The organism is Streptococcus infantis, from assembly GCF_047464155.1.
Classification (GTDB): domain Bacteria; phylum Bacillota; class Bacilli; order Lactobacillales; family Streptococcaceae; genus Streptococcus; species Streptococcus infantis_U.
The window spans coordinates 160,192-172,725 of sequence record NZ_JASHCL010000004.1 but is presented as its reverse complement, the minus strand read 5'-3'; the positions used below and the strand labels follow the sequence as shown (position 1 = coordinate 172,725).

10 protein-coding genes and 1 tRNA gene are annotated in these 12,534 nt (G+C 39.7%); 1 reads left to right on the top strand and 10 read right to left on the bottom strand.

The genetic code is table 11. The features are described 5' to 3' along the window. Nucleotides 1–149 precede the first annotated feature (149 nt). The 3 genes from QM810_RS09010 to pbp2a form a co-directional block, all read right to left on the bottom strand. Nucleotides 150–221: transfer RNA gene (locus tag QM810_RS09010), tRNA-Glu, on the bottom strand. Between the two features lie 68 nt (nt 222–289). Then, nucleotides 290–766, bottom strand: a complete 477-nt coding sequence (locus QM810_RS09005) for a sigma-70 family RNA polymerase sigma factor (RefSeq protein ID WP_414254604.1) — start codon at nt 764–766, stop codon at nt 290–292. 182 nt (nt 767–948) lie between these two features. Beyond that, nucleotides 949–3,174, bottom strand: a complete 2,226-nt coding sequence (pbp2a, locus tag QM810_RS09000; RefSeq protein WP_414254603.1) for a penicillin-binding protein PBP2A — start codon at nt 3,172–3,174, stop codon at nt 949–951. Between the two features lie 88 nt (nt 3,175–3,262). On the opposite strand from pbp2a, the gene QM810_RS08995 reads away from it, so the two are divergent. Continuing rightward, nucleotides 3,263–4,141 (top strand): RluA family pseudouridine synthase, encoded by an 879-nt coding sequence (locus QM810_RS08995; RefSeq protein WP_302851393.1) that lies wholly within the window; start codon nt 3,263–3,265, stop codon nt 4,139–4,141. 72 nt (nt 4,142–4,213) lie between these two features. On the opposite strand, the gene gap is transcribed toward QM810_RS08995, so the two are convergent. The 7 genes from gap to QM810_RS08960 all read right to left on the bottom strand — a co-directional run bounded on the left by gap (nt 4,214) and on the right by QM810_RS08960 (nt 12,501). Beyond that, nucleotides 4,214–5,224: a type I glyceraldehyde-3-phosphate dehydrogenase gene (gene gap, locus QM810_RS08990; RefSeq protein WP_006154814.1), complete on the bottom strand. Its 1,011-nt coding sequence runs from the start codon at nt 5,222–5,224 to the stop codon at nt 4,214–4,216. A gap of 286 nt (nt 5,225–5,510) precedes the next feature. Next, nucleotides 5,511–8,162 (bottom strand): bifunctional acetaldehyde-CoA/alcohol dehydrogenase, encoded by a 2,652-nt coding sequence (adhE, locus tag QM810_RS08985; protein ID WP_414254602.1) that lies wholly within the window; start codon nt 8,160–8,162, stop codon nt 5,511–5,513. Between the two features lie 290 nt (nt 8,163–8,452). Beyond that, complete coding sequence (locus tag QM810_RS08980; RefSeq protein ID WP_414254601.1) at nt 8,453–8,866, bottom strand: hypothetical protein; 414 nt, start codon at nt 8,864–8,866, stop codon at nt 8,453–8,455. Next, the gene (locus QM810_RS08975; RefSeq protein WP_414254600.1) at nt 8,859–9,296 is read right to left on the bottom strand and encodes a low molecular weight protein-tyrosine-phosphatase; all 438 of its coding nucleotides are present in this window, start codon (nt 9,294–9,296) and stop codon (nt 8,859–8,861) included. Before QM810_RS08975 ends, QM810_RS08980 begins: the two co-directional genes overlap by 8 nt. Nucleotides 9,297–9,344: 48 nt before the next feature. Then, nucleotides 9,345–9,665 carry a preprotein translocase subunit YajC gene (gene yajC, locus QM810_RS08970; protein ID WP_414254599.1) on the bottom strand — a complete coding sequence of 107 codons (321 nt, stop codon included), beginning with the start codon at nt 9,663–9,665 and terminating at the stop codon, nt 9,345–9,347. 120 nt (nt 9,666–9,785) lie between these two features. Next, nucleotides 9,786–11,762 (bottom strand): transketolase, encoded by a 1,977-nt coding sequence (gene tkt / locus QM810_RS08965; RefSeq protein WP_414254598.1) that lies wholly within the window; start codon nt 11,760–11,762, stop codon nt 9,786–9,788. Between the two features lie 118 nt (nt 11,763–11,880). After that, nucleotides 11,881–12,501: a ribonuclease P gene (locus QM810_RS08960; protein ID WP_414254597.1), complete on the bottom strand. Its 621-nt coding sequence runs from the start codon at nt 12,499–12,501 to the stop codon at nt 11,881–11,883. Between the last annotated feature and the right edge of the window lie 33 nt (nt 12,502–12,534).

Sequence of the window (12,534 nt, the reverse complement as noted above, 5' to 3'; positions counted from 1 at the left end):
TGCCCTGCACATTGGTTCGTCTTGTTCAGTTTTCAAAGGTCTTTGTCGCGCTTGCGACAACTATATTAGTATATCACAGTCATTTTTCTCTGTCAACAGGTTTTTTTAACTTTTTTTATAACCTGTTTCCTTCAACCGCGATACACACATAGTCCGTACGGGATTCGAACCCGTGTTACCGCCGTGAAAAGGCGGTGTCTTAACCCCTTGACCAACGGACCCTGAGCTTGTCAACTCTTTCTATTATACCTACTTTTTGACGCTTGTCAACTGGTTTGAATTATTTTTATTATTTTGGAGCGAAATCTTTTAAAACCAGTTGTAATTCTTTAAGCATTGCTTTTCTACCTTTGAATCGTTCATCTGCTAATAATCGCTCGAAATGTTCTCGCTTCTCCTTTCCTAATCCAGATTCGTATTTCTTAAGCATTTCTTGGAGAGCATAGGAATCATCTAAGCACAGACCTCCTTCACGTAATCTGTGACTAATTTCGCTCACTTCCTCATAGGTTTGACGATCCAATTTTCTTTTATAGCTTTCTTGCTTTCGGACTGCATCTAGAATTCGATTCCGAAATTTTGTTTTAAAGTAAATATAGAATTGTTTATCTTTTTTCTCTTCAAATTCTGGGTAATTTTCTAATAGTTCATGAAGGCAAATCATTCCTTCTTGATCCCAATCTTCTTTTTCCCATAAATGAAGGTAGTATTCTTTTCTACATTTGTGTACAATAGCTTTCACTTCTTGGTAATTCATTTCTAACATAATCATTCTCCTTTTCTGCCATTAGTATAGCAGAGGTAGAGATAATTTATGACATTTCTTCTATTTTGTTACTTATCTTACCTGATTTTATTTTTTTGAATGTTTGATATTTCATTGGGAAGTGTTTTGGGGCTTTTTAGGATATAAAAAAGACAAGAGTTTTGCTCTTGTCTTTTAAAAATTTATTGGAACAAATCTACAATTGTATCCCAGACAGTTTTTGCCTTTTCTTTAATTTTTGCATCTGAAATAGCTTTTTCTGCTTCATCAATAAGATTCTGGGCTCGATCTCGGATATCAGTTATAGAATCACTTGATTGCGCACCACCATTGTCAGTTGCTTGATTTTGAGAATTTCTAGGAGCTATACCGTTTAGTTCATAAGCATTCTCAACAGTAAAGGTGCTTCCTGGCGTATAAGGAAGAATTGTTTCTGCCATACTTCTAAAAATATGAGCGGCGCCATTTGATGTCGAACCTGCTAGATAATGGTTTTCATCGGTAGTCGGGAAACCAAGCCAGTGACTAATGACTACATCAGGTGTATACCCAACAACCCATTGGTCACTCGTATATTCTGGGTTAAAAGCAGTCTCTGTCGTTCCAGTTTTCCCAGCCATAACATAACCATCAGGTGAAGAACTTATTCCTGTACCATTTGTGAAGGTTCCTAGCATCATGCTAGTCATTTTATCCGCTACGGACTTGTCTATCACTCGTTTTTGAGAATTCTTATGCGTAGCAATGACTTGCCCACTTGCATTTTCAATGCGAGTAATAAAATGTGCTTCAGGCATCAAACCTTCGTTTGCAAATGCTGCATAAGCTTGTGCCATTTGTAGTGGACTAGTTTCCACACCACCACCCAGGGCAACACCCAACACACGATCCACATTCGTTAAATCAAGTCCAAATTTTTCACCTGATTCAAAAGCCTTGTCGATGCCAAGTTGTTTAACTGTTGCTACGGCAGGGAGGTTTAGGGACTCAGCTAAAGCTTGGTACATTGGAACTTCAGGAGATGTTTTGATACCTGCGTAGTTATCTACCTTGTAATCACCATACTCCATAGTATGATTATCCAACTCTTTATTTAGAGCCCAACCAGCTTCGACTGCTGGGGTATAGACAACTAAGGGCTTAATAGTTGAACCTGGGCTTCTTTTTGATTGAGTTGCATAGTTGAAATTTCGGAAGCCCGCTTTATCATCTCCTGCTACACGACCAACAACTCCGCGAACTCCTCCTGTTTTTGGTTCTAGAGCGACACTGCCTGACTCAGCATGAGTTCCATCTTCTGCGGTTGGAAAGAGATCTGTGTTTTCATAAATGACCTGCATATTAGCCTGGTAATTCTGATCTAATTCCGTATATATACGATAGCCGTTGTTCACAATTTCTTCTTCAGTTAAATTATACTTTTCAATTGCTTCATTAACAACAGCATCAAAATAGGATGGATATCGGTAGTCTGAAACTTTACCTTTATAAGCATCCTGCAGTTGAGATGCCATGTCAACACCCGAAGCTTCCGCTTCTTTGTCCTTATCAATATAGCCAGCAGCGACCATGTTTTGTAAGACGGTGTCTCTACGGTTAGTAGAATCTTCAATAGAATTCAAAGGGTTGTATAATTCCGGTCCTTTCAGCATTCCTGCTAAAGTCGCAGCTTCATCAAGCGTCAGTTGAGAAGCTGAAACCCCAAAGTATTTTTTACTTGCATCTTCAACACCCCAAACCCCATTCCCGAAGTAGGCATTGTTCAAGTACATAGCCAGGATCTCTTTCTTACTATACTTTTTAGTTAGCTCTAAAGCTAGAAAGAATTCTTTTGCCTTTCTCTGTACAGTTTGGTCTTGAGAAAGATAGGCATTTTTCGCCAACTGCTGAGTTATTGTAGAACCACCACCTGAGCGTCCAGCCGTCACTATCGCTAGAAAAAAACGAGCATAGTTAATTCCACTATTTTTATAGAAACTTCTATCTTCTGTCGCAATAACAGCATTCTGCAAATCTTCACTAATATCCGAAAGTTCGACATAGGTGCCTTTTTGACCTGACAGGGCGCCTGCTTCTTTTTCTTCTCTGTCAAAAATCAGAGTACGTGTTTTTAAAGCATTTTGTAAGTCTGTAACATTCGTCGATTTTGCTAGCGCAAATAGATAGACCCCAACAAAAAGGCTAGCACTTAGTCCTATAATCAGAAAGATCTTTGTCAAATGATAACGACGCCAGAATTTTCGAATAGGACCAACTGTCCCAGATTTCTTTCGCCCTGCTCTTGAACGTCGTAAGTTGCTCGACACATTTTCTTCTTGTTCGACTTCATTCATTTCTGTTTCTTCAATTTCAGATTCTTCTTTCTTAAATAAGGAAAGAAATTTTTCAAATAAGGTATCTAATTTCATGCGTATATTTTATCATCTTCCCCATAGGAAGACAAGAATTTTGCTAGTTCCCCTGTCCAAATAAACTGATTTTTGTTACAATATCAGTATGAAATTTACCTTTACTATCCCTGAGTCTCTACCTGAAATGACAGTTAAACTTTTTCTGGAAGAACAGCTGTTAATCCCTCGAAAAATAAGGCACTTTTTGAGAACCAAGAAACACATCCTCATTAATCAAGAAGAGGTGCATTGGCATCAAACGATCAAGTCTGGGGATGAATGTCAATTGATTTTCGATGAGGAAGATTATCCTACAAAAGAAATTGCTTTGGGCAACCCCAAACTTGTAAATGAAATCTATCAAGACCAACATTTAATTATCGTAAATAAACCCGAGGGCATGAAAACACATGGGAATCAGCCCGATGAGATTGCTCTTCTTAATCATGTCAGCGCCTATGTTGGTCAAACTTGCTATGTTGTCCATAGACTAGATATGGAAACAAGTGGTCTCGTATTGTTTGCTAAGAATCCATTCATTCTTCCTATCCTTAATCGCTTATTAGAAAAGAAAGAGATTTCCCGAGAATACTGGGCTCTAGTTGACGGAAAAATAGAGGCTAAAGAGCTTGTCTTCCGAGATAAAATTGGTCGCAATCGTCACGACCGTAGGAAACGGGTAGTGGATCAAAAAAATGGCCAATACGCTGAAACCCAAGTAACTCGTTTGAAACAATTTGCAACGAACAAAACTAGTCTTATTCGTTGCAAATTAAAAACGGGACGAACCCATCAGATCCGAGTTCACCTATCTCACCACGGACATCCAATTCTTGGAGACCCTCTCTACAACTCACATTCAAAAGTTAGCAGACTGATGCTGCACGCATTTAAACTATCCTTTATCCACCCTCTAACTTTAAACAAATTAAGCTTTACTGCACTTTCAGATACATTTGAAAGAGAATTAAAACAAAATGGATGATAAAATCATCCATTTTTCTTCACTAATACTAAAAAAGCAAGACCAATAGGTCTTGCTTTTTCGACTCAGAAATTATTTAGCAATTTTTGCGAAGTATTCAAGAGTACGAACAAGTTGTGCAGTATAAGACATTTCGTTGTCATACCATGAAACAACTTTAACCAATTGTTTACCGTCAACGTCAAGAACTTTAGTTTGAGTTGCGTCAAACAATGATCCGTAAGACATACCTACAACGTCTGAAGAAACGATTGGATCTTCAGTGTAACCGTATGATTCGTTAGCTACTGCTTTCATAGCTGCATTTACTTCATCAACAGTAACGTTCTTTTCGAGAACAACTACCAATTCAGTAACTGATCCAGTTGGAGTAGGAACGCGTTGTGCAGCTCCGTCCAATTTACCGTTCAATTCAGGGATAACCAAACCGATTGCTTTAGCAGCACCAGTTGAGTTAGGAACGATGTTAGCAGCACCAGCACGAGCACGACGAAGGTCACCTTTACGGTGTGGACCGTCAAGAATCATTTGGTCACCAGTGTAAGCGTGGATAGTAGTCATCAATCCTTCAACAACACCGAAGTTATCTTGAAGAGCTTTAGCCATTGGAGCCAAGCAGTTTGTAGTACATGAAGCACCTGAGATAACTGTTTCAGTACCATCAAGAATATCGTGGTTAGTGTTAAATACGACTGTTTTAACATCTGATCCACCAGGAGCAGTGATAACAACTTTCTTAGCACCACCAGCATGCAAGTGTTTTTCAGCAGCCGCTTTAGTAGCAAAGAAACCAGTTGCTTCAAGAACGATTTCTACACCGTCGTTAGCCCAGTCGATTTGTTCTGGATCGCGTTCAGCAGAAACTTTAACGAATTTACCGTTAACTTCGAATCCACCTTCTTTAACTTCCACAGTACCGTCGAAACGACCTTGAGTTGTGTCATATTTCAACAAGTGTGCAAGCATAACTGGATCTGTAAGGTCGTTGATGCGAGTAACTTCAACACCTTCTACGTTTTGGATACGACGGAAAGCAAGACGACCGATACGACCGAAACCGTTAATACCAACTTTAACTACCATTAGTGATTTCCTCCTTATGAAAATCATGAAAATTTTATTGTGAAAAGAGTAACTTGAATCACTACAAATCACCTTTCAACAAACCTATTATATAACTATTTTAGTTTTATTGCAAGTGCGGGCGTTGATTTTCACTTTAGTTTTATACTTTTCAATTCCTCTTATTTTACTAAGACACCTTAGTAAAAGCCTTCACTCTACCACATCATGATTCCTTATAAAATTTTGGTTTCATGAAAAATCAAAAAAGAGACAGGATAACTCCTGCCTCTAGGCTGATAATCTATTATTTACGACGTCCTGGACGTTCTGCATAACCATAGTAAGCATCTGCCATGATTTCTTCCATGTCAGCTACCATTGGCAAGCGTGGGTTTGCAGGTGAACATTGGTCTTCATATGCGAGCAAGGCAATTTCATGCAAGCTGTCTTTCCAAGCTTTTTCATCAATTCCTTGATCCTTGAAGTTCATCTTGATACCTACTGCAACACCAAGGTCGTAAACAGCTTTAGCGTATGCTTCAACTGCTTCTTCTGGAGTTGAGTGAGGCAAGCCAAGCATTCTAGCAATGTCTTGGAATTTCTCATCAGCTTTCCAGTAGTTGTATTTAGGCCATGTAGTAGTCTTAGATGGGCGAGTACCGTTGTAACGGATAACGTATGGAAGCAAGATTGCGTTTGTACGTCCGTGAACAGTGTGGTGAACCCCACCGATCTTGTGAGCCATTGAGTGGCTCATGCCAAGGAAGGCATTGGCGAAGGCCATACCAGCCATTGTAGAAGCATTATGCATTTTTTCACGAGCTTCTGGGTCAGCTGTTTTAACAGATTTTTCCAACCATTCAAAGACAAGTTTGATTGTTTGAAGGGCGATACCGTCTGTATAATCGTTGGCAAAGTTTGAAGTATATGCTTCAGTCGCGTGGGTCAAGACGTCCATACCAGTGTCTGCAGCGATGAAGTCAGGAACTGTTTCAACCAAAGCAGGGTCAACAATCGCAATAGTTGGTGTCAATGAGTAGTCAGCCAAAGGATATTTACGGTTGTTTTTCTTATCAGAGATAACGGCAAATGGTGTTACTTCTGAACCTGTACCTGAAGTTGTTGGAATCCCGATGTATTTCGCTTTCTTACCAAGAGATGGGAAGCGGAAGGCACGTTTACGGATATCCATGAATTTTTGAACCAAGTCACGGAAGTCGATTTGTGGTTGTTCGTAGAAGAGCCACATTACTTTAGCTGCATCCATTGGAGAACCACCACCAAGTGCGATGATTGTATCTGGTTCGAAAGCTTTCATCACTTCAGCACCACGTTCTACAGTTGTGATATCTGGATCTGGTTCAACATCTGAGAAGACTTGGACAGTTACACGGTTGCTACGTTTGTTCAATTGGTCAATAACACGTTGAACAAATCCAAGGCGCTCGATAGATTTATCTGTAACGATCAAAACGCGTTCGATATCTTCACATGTTTGAAGGTATTGGATAGAATTGCGTTCGAAGTAAATTTTTGAAGGAACTTTAAACCATTGCATATTATTTCTACGTTTCCCTACTTTCTTGATGTTTAGAAGGTTGATTGCACTCACGTTATCACCGACTGAGTTGTGTCCATAAGAACCACATCCAAGTGTCAATGATGGAATGAAGGCATTGTATACGTCACCGATACCACCGAAAGTAGATGGAGAGTTCCAGATAATACGCATTGCTTTGATTTCTGTACCAAAACGTTTAGCAAGTTCTTCGTCTTTTGTATGGATAGCTGCTGAGTGACCAAGTCCATTGAACTCAACCATTTGACGAGCTTTTTTAAGACCATCTTCAGTATCTTCAGCTTTAAGAACTGCAATAACTGGTGATAATTTTTCACGAGTTAATGGTTCTTTTGGTCCTACTTCTGCACATTCTGCAGCCAAGATATTTGTTCCTTCTGGAACAGAGAATCCAGCTTGTTCAGCAATCCATGCAGCTGGCTTACCAACGATGTTTGCGTTTAGTTTAGCACCAGCACAGTTTTTGCTGTTAGCTTTCACACCGAAACAGAATTCTTCAAGAAGAGCTTTTTCTTTCTTGTTTACAAAGTAAGTGTGATATGACTTGAATTCTTCTACAAATTCATCATAAACTTCTTTATCAATGATAACTGCTTGTTCTGACGCACAGACCATACCATTATCAAATGATTTAGACATAACGATATCATGAGCAGCTTGACGGAGGTCAGCAGATTTTTCTACATAAGCAGGAACATTCCCGGCACCTACCCCAAGTGCTGGCTTACCGCATGAGTAAGCAGCTTTAACCATGGCATTACCACCAGTTGCGAGGATAGTCGCAACGCCTTCGTGGTTCATAAGTGCTCCAGTTGCTTCCATTGATGGTTCTGTAATCCATTGAACACAGTTTTCAGGAGCACCAGCTGCGATTGCTGCATCACGAACGATTTGTGCTGCGTGAGCTGATGATTCTTGAGCTGATGGGTGGAAAGCGAAAACGATTGGATTACGCGTTTTCAAAGCAATCAATGATTTGAAAATAGCTGTTGAAGTTGGGTTTGTTGTTGGAGTGACACCGCAGATTACACCTACAGGTTCTGCAATTTTAGTCAGACCTGTAATTGGGTCCTCTTCAATAACTCCAACTGTTTTAACGCCACGCATATTGTTTACTACGTGTTCACAGGCAAAAAGGTTTTTTGTTGCCTTGTCTTCGAATACACCACGCCCAGTTTCTTCAACTGCATGTTGTGCAAGAATTCCGTGTGCATCAAGAGCAGCAACAGATGCTTTTGCTACGATGTAGTCAACTTGCTCTTGGTTCAACTTGCGCATTTCGTCAAGTGCAACCAAAGCTTTTTGTACTAATCCATCTACATGCTTTTCAGCAGCGAGTTGTTTTTGCTCAGGTGTCAAAGTTTTTTTATCAGCCATATTTTCCTCCATAGCCTTAAAGGTTTAAACCTTTGTTAAATTTTTCACAAGTATATTATAACTCTTTTTTTTTACTTTGTAAACAGTTTCATAGATATTTCACAAAGAATTTTCATATTTTTGTGATTTTTTTCTCAAATTCGCGTTATAATGCATTCTTTCCCCGAGGTTTGTGAAAATCTTATTATATTTTTTTATTTTCACAAACTTGTTTTTAATTTATTTTTCCACTCTTAAACCAAGGAAGCGTTTTCTTGAAATCTTGAGAAAAGACCTCTTAGTTCAGGAGGTTATTGTGCTTGTTGGAAGAGCCCTTGTTTAAAGTCGCCTTCATAGACAACTTCTTGCTCGGTAGTTAGTTTCCCTTTTCCTTCAGCTTGGCCATTCACAAAATCACCTTCATAAACCCATCCATCCTTAGCTTGGTAGGTTCCTTTCCCATTAAATGCGCCATTTTTAAACTGTCCGGTGTAGGTATCTCCATTAGAGAAGGTCATTGTTCCTTGGCCGTTCATCTTCCCACGAACAATACTTCCGTCATATACTAGTGAATCGCCATCCAATTTTAAAACTCCTTGCTTAGGCATATTCCCCACAAATACAAATATAGCACAAAGAGCTATGACTACTACCGTTGCAATTTCCAAACGAGGACGCGTTATATAGACACTGTATTTATCATAGAATTTCTTTAAATTATCCATTTTTTGCCTCATTTTCTAAACGTGTTAGCCAAGCTTGGCAACCAGTTAAAACTCGATCATAAGTTTCATCAAAATCACCTGTATACCATGGATCAGGAACATCCTCAGAAGCAAATGCCTCTAGCTTATGTAGTTGATCTTGAGGACACATCCGAGTCAAATCTAGAAGATTGGACTCGTCCATTCCAATGACATAATCAAAATATTCAAAATCATCCTTAGAAATTTGCTGTGATGTTTTTGATGAATCGTAAGGAATCTCGTGAGATTTAAAAATTTTCTGAGTTCCTTTGTGAATTGGGTTACCATGTTCCCAAGAAGAAGTTGCTCTACTTTGAATCTCATATTTATCGGTTAAAGATTTCATAACAAATTCTGCCATAGGACTACGGCAAATATTACCAAGACATACAAAAACAACTTTCTTCATTGTTGTTCCTCATCTTCATAGAAAAAGGGGTATGAGATCCACCCCGTTTTATTCTTCAATAGCACTGCCTTCATCGATAACTGCACCTTCAGGTGTGACAGCTTCTTTGACTGGCAAAACTGTTCTAATTGCACCTAATTCGAAAGTCAAGTATACTCCGTCTACATCAAGTACAATCGTTTTGTTTTCAGTATCAACTTCGTCGACTGTACCGTAGAGACCACCGATAGTGATTACTTCGTAGCCTTTTTGAAGTTTGTTGAGGCTCTCCATACGTTTTTCAGCTTGTTTCTTTTGAGAACGTTGCATGAAGAACATCAAGCCGAACATCAAAACAAGCATAATCAAGAATGTTAAATTCCCACCCATTATTTTTTACTCCTTTGTAATTCAGATAAAACTACTATATCAAATTTCACTTGTTTTTACAAGATTGCACCTTGATTTTAGGTCAATAAAAAACCAGAGTTTACACTCTGATTTTTAAGCTTATTTCAAATTTTGAACGACTTTTACAAGATTTTCTACTGTAAAGCCATATTCTTCTAAAACTTTTGGTGCTGGTGCAGAAGCGCCGAAGCTATCAATGCCAAGAACGGCACCGTCAAGACCCACGTATTTGTACCAGTTTTGAGTTGCTCCCATTTCGACTGCTACACGGCGACGAACTGCATTTGGTAAGATTTCTTCTTTATAGGCTGCATCTTGTGCGTCAAAAACATCTGTAGATGGCATGCTGACTACGCGAACTTTTCCACCTTGGCTTGCCAATTCCTTAGCAGCTGCTACTGCTAAGTTCACTTCTGAACCAGTCGCAATCAAGATAGTGTCAAAGTCTGCTGCATTTTCATATACAACGTAAGCACCTTTCGCAACCTTTTCAAAGTCTGTTCCTTCCTCAACAGTCAAGTTTTGACGAGTCAAGACAAGGGCAGTTGGTGTTTTCTCACTCTTCACTGCAAGATACCAAGCGGCTTGAGTTTCACGCGCATCTGCTGGACGGAAAACATTGAGGTTTGGAATTGCACGAAGACCTGCCAAGTGCTCAACTGGTTCATGAGTTGGTCCATCTTCACCAACTGCGATTGAATCGTGGGTAAAGACATATGTTACAGGAAGACCTTGTAGAGCTGACAATCGAACCGCCGCCTTAAGATAGTCTGAGAATACGAAGAAAGTTCCACCGTAAACTCGAAGTCCACCGTGAAGAGCCATTCCGTTCAAAACGGTACCCATTGCAAATTCACGAACACCAAATTGGATATTACGATTCAAGCGATTTGCATCATCTTGGAGTCCATCTGTTTTGATATAAGTCATATTTGAATGAGCAAGGTCTGCTGATCCACCAAGGAAAGTTGGCAATTTAGCAGCCACTACATTCAAAGCATCTTGACTTGAGTTACGAGTTGCTTGAGAGAAGCCATTCTCTAAAGCCGGGAAGTCTTCTGGAGTCACCTCAACTGGATCACGCCCTTCGATGATTGCTTCCACTTCTGCAGCAAGTTCTGGGTGAGCTTCTTTATAATCTGCGACTAGTTTTGTCCATGCTTCGTATGCTGATGCACCACGGTCTGCAACATTTTCTTTGAAATCAGCATAAACTTCCGCTGGAATTTCAAATGGTTTATAGTTCCAACCAAGTGCTTGGCGAGTTGCTGCAGTTTCGTCTGCACCAAGAGGAGCACCGTGTACGGCATTAGTCCCTTGTTTGTTTGGAGAACCATAACCAATAACAGTTTTCACTTCGATCAAAGATGGTTTACCAGAAGCCTTAGCTTCTTCAATAGCAGCATGAATAGCTTCTAAGTCTGTCCCATCTTCTACCAATGCTGTATGCCAACCGTAGGCATTGTAACGGTCACGAACACTTTCTGTGAAGGAATCTTTTGTCTCACCATCCAAGTTGATATCATTTGAGTCATAAAGAACAACCAACTTGTCAAGTTTTTGCAAACCTGCATAAGATGCAGCTTCACTTGAGACACCTTCCATCAAGTCACCATCTCCACAAATAACATATGTGTAGTGGTCAAAGATGTTATAACCTTCGCGGTTATACTTAGCTGCAAGGAAACGTTCTGCTTGTGCAAAACCAGTCGCAGTTGCAATCCCTTGTCCTAGAGGACCTGTTGTTGCATCAACCCCTACTGTATGACCAAATTCTGGGTGACCTGGAGTTTTAGAACCCCATTGACGGAAGTTCTTCACCTCATCCATACTTACATCTTCAAACCCAGAGAGATGAAGAAGGGCGTAAAGTAGCATTGAACCATGACCTGCTGAAAGAATAAAACGGTCGCGGTTGATCCAGTTTGGTTGAGCTGGGTTGATACGAAGTTCTTTAGTGAAAAGGCTGTAAGCCATAGGTGCAACTCCCATAACCACCCCTGGGTGACCTGAGTTCGCTTTATTGATAGCGTCAATACCTAGAAAACGAATCGCATTAACAGATAGATTTGACATAGAATTTCCTTTCTCTTTGAGGTGATAAGTATACCACTCATACTATTTTACTATTATATGAAAAAATACCTAGAATAGCAATAAAACAATTTACTATAAAATGACTCAGCCGATTAGATTAATTTCTGGTCGCTTGATAGTAAGGCAATAATTTTTCAAAAGCTCTATCAAGTCCATCTAGAACCTTATCTAGGGTATCTTCATTGGCTACTGGAATATCAACTTTTACTAAAACCTTACGAATCTCCTGATTGAATAATTGTTGTCTTAAAAGTTGTCTGTTCTCTTCAGTAGCTTGTACTCTATAGCTTTCATCGTTTTTCTGAACCCAATAATAGATTCCATCAACCACTGGGATATCCAAGATTTTAGCCTGTTTTGACAAGGTAGTCTCATCTTTCTTTCTCTCTACAAAGCTGACCTCTATAGAGATTCCCCAATTATTCGGATTTCCATACAAACGAAGGGCCATCATGGGCTCTGTTACATGACCCTCTCTCTGTAAATAAGCCCAGAAATGGGGGCGTAGTCTCTGCGCTTGATTCATCCATTGACTGGTTGGGTGTAAATTCCAACCGGTGTGCCTAGCTTGAAAACATTCAGCTAGGTGAGTAAATGACTTTCGTGCCTCCTGCCCTTTTTGACGCAAGTCTAGCATTTTATCCTTTTCAGCTCCTGCTTTGTCAGGATTCCGGTACTGTTCTCCTTGATAAGCAAGATAGTCCTTGATTTCTTTCATTTGATTCCTTCTTTAGTTAGAAAAAAAATCAGG

Coding starts and splice junctions, on each gene's coding strand:
- QM810_RS09005 (WP_414254604.1), bottom strand. CDS start 766: ATGTTAGAAATGAATTACCAAGAAGTGAAAGCTATTGTACACAAATGT.
- pbp2a (WP_414254603.1), bottom strand. CDS start 3,174: ATGAAATTAGATACCTTATTTGAAAAATTTCTTTCCTTATTTAAGAAA.
- QM810_RS08995 (WP_302851393.1), top strand. CDS start 3,263: ATGAAATTTACCTTTACTATCCCTGAGTCTCTACCTGAAATGACAGTT.
- gap (WP_006154814.1), bottom strand. CDS start 5,224: ATGGTAGTTAAAGTTGGTATTAACGGTTTCGGTCGTATCGGTCGTCTT.
- adhE (WP_414254602.1), bottom strand. CDS start 8,162: ATGGCTGATAAAAAAACTTTGACACCTGAGCAAAAACAACTCGCTGCT.
- QM810_RS08980 (WP_414254601.1), bottom strand. CDS start 8,866: ATGGATAATTTAAAGAAATTCTATGATAAATACAGTGTCTATATAACG.
- QM810_RS08975 (WP_414254600.1), bottom strand. CDS start 9,296: ATGAAGAAAGTTGTTTTTGTATGTCTTGGTAATATTTGCCGTAGTCCT.
- yajC (WP_414254599.1), bottom strand. CDS start 9,665: ATGGGTGGGAATTTAACATTCTTGATTATGCTTGTTTTGATGTTCGGC.
- tkt (WP_414254598.1), bottom strand. CDS start 11,762: ATGTCAAATCTATCTGTTAATGCGATTCGTTTTCTAGGTATTGACGCT.
- QM810_RS08960 (WP_414254597.1), bottom strand. CDS start 12,501: ATGAAAGAAATCAAGGACTATCTTGCTTATCAAGGAGAACAGTACCGG.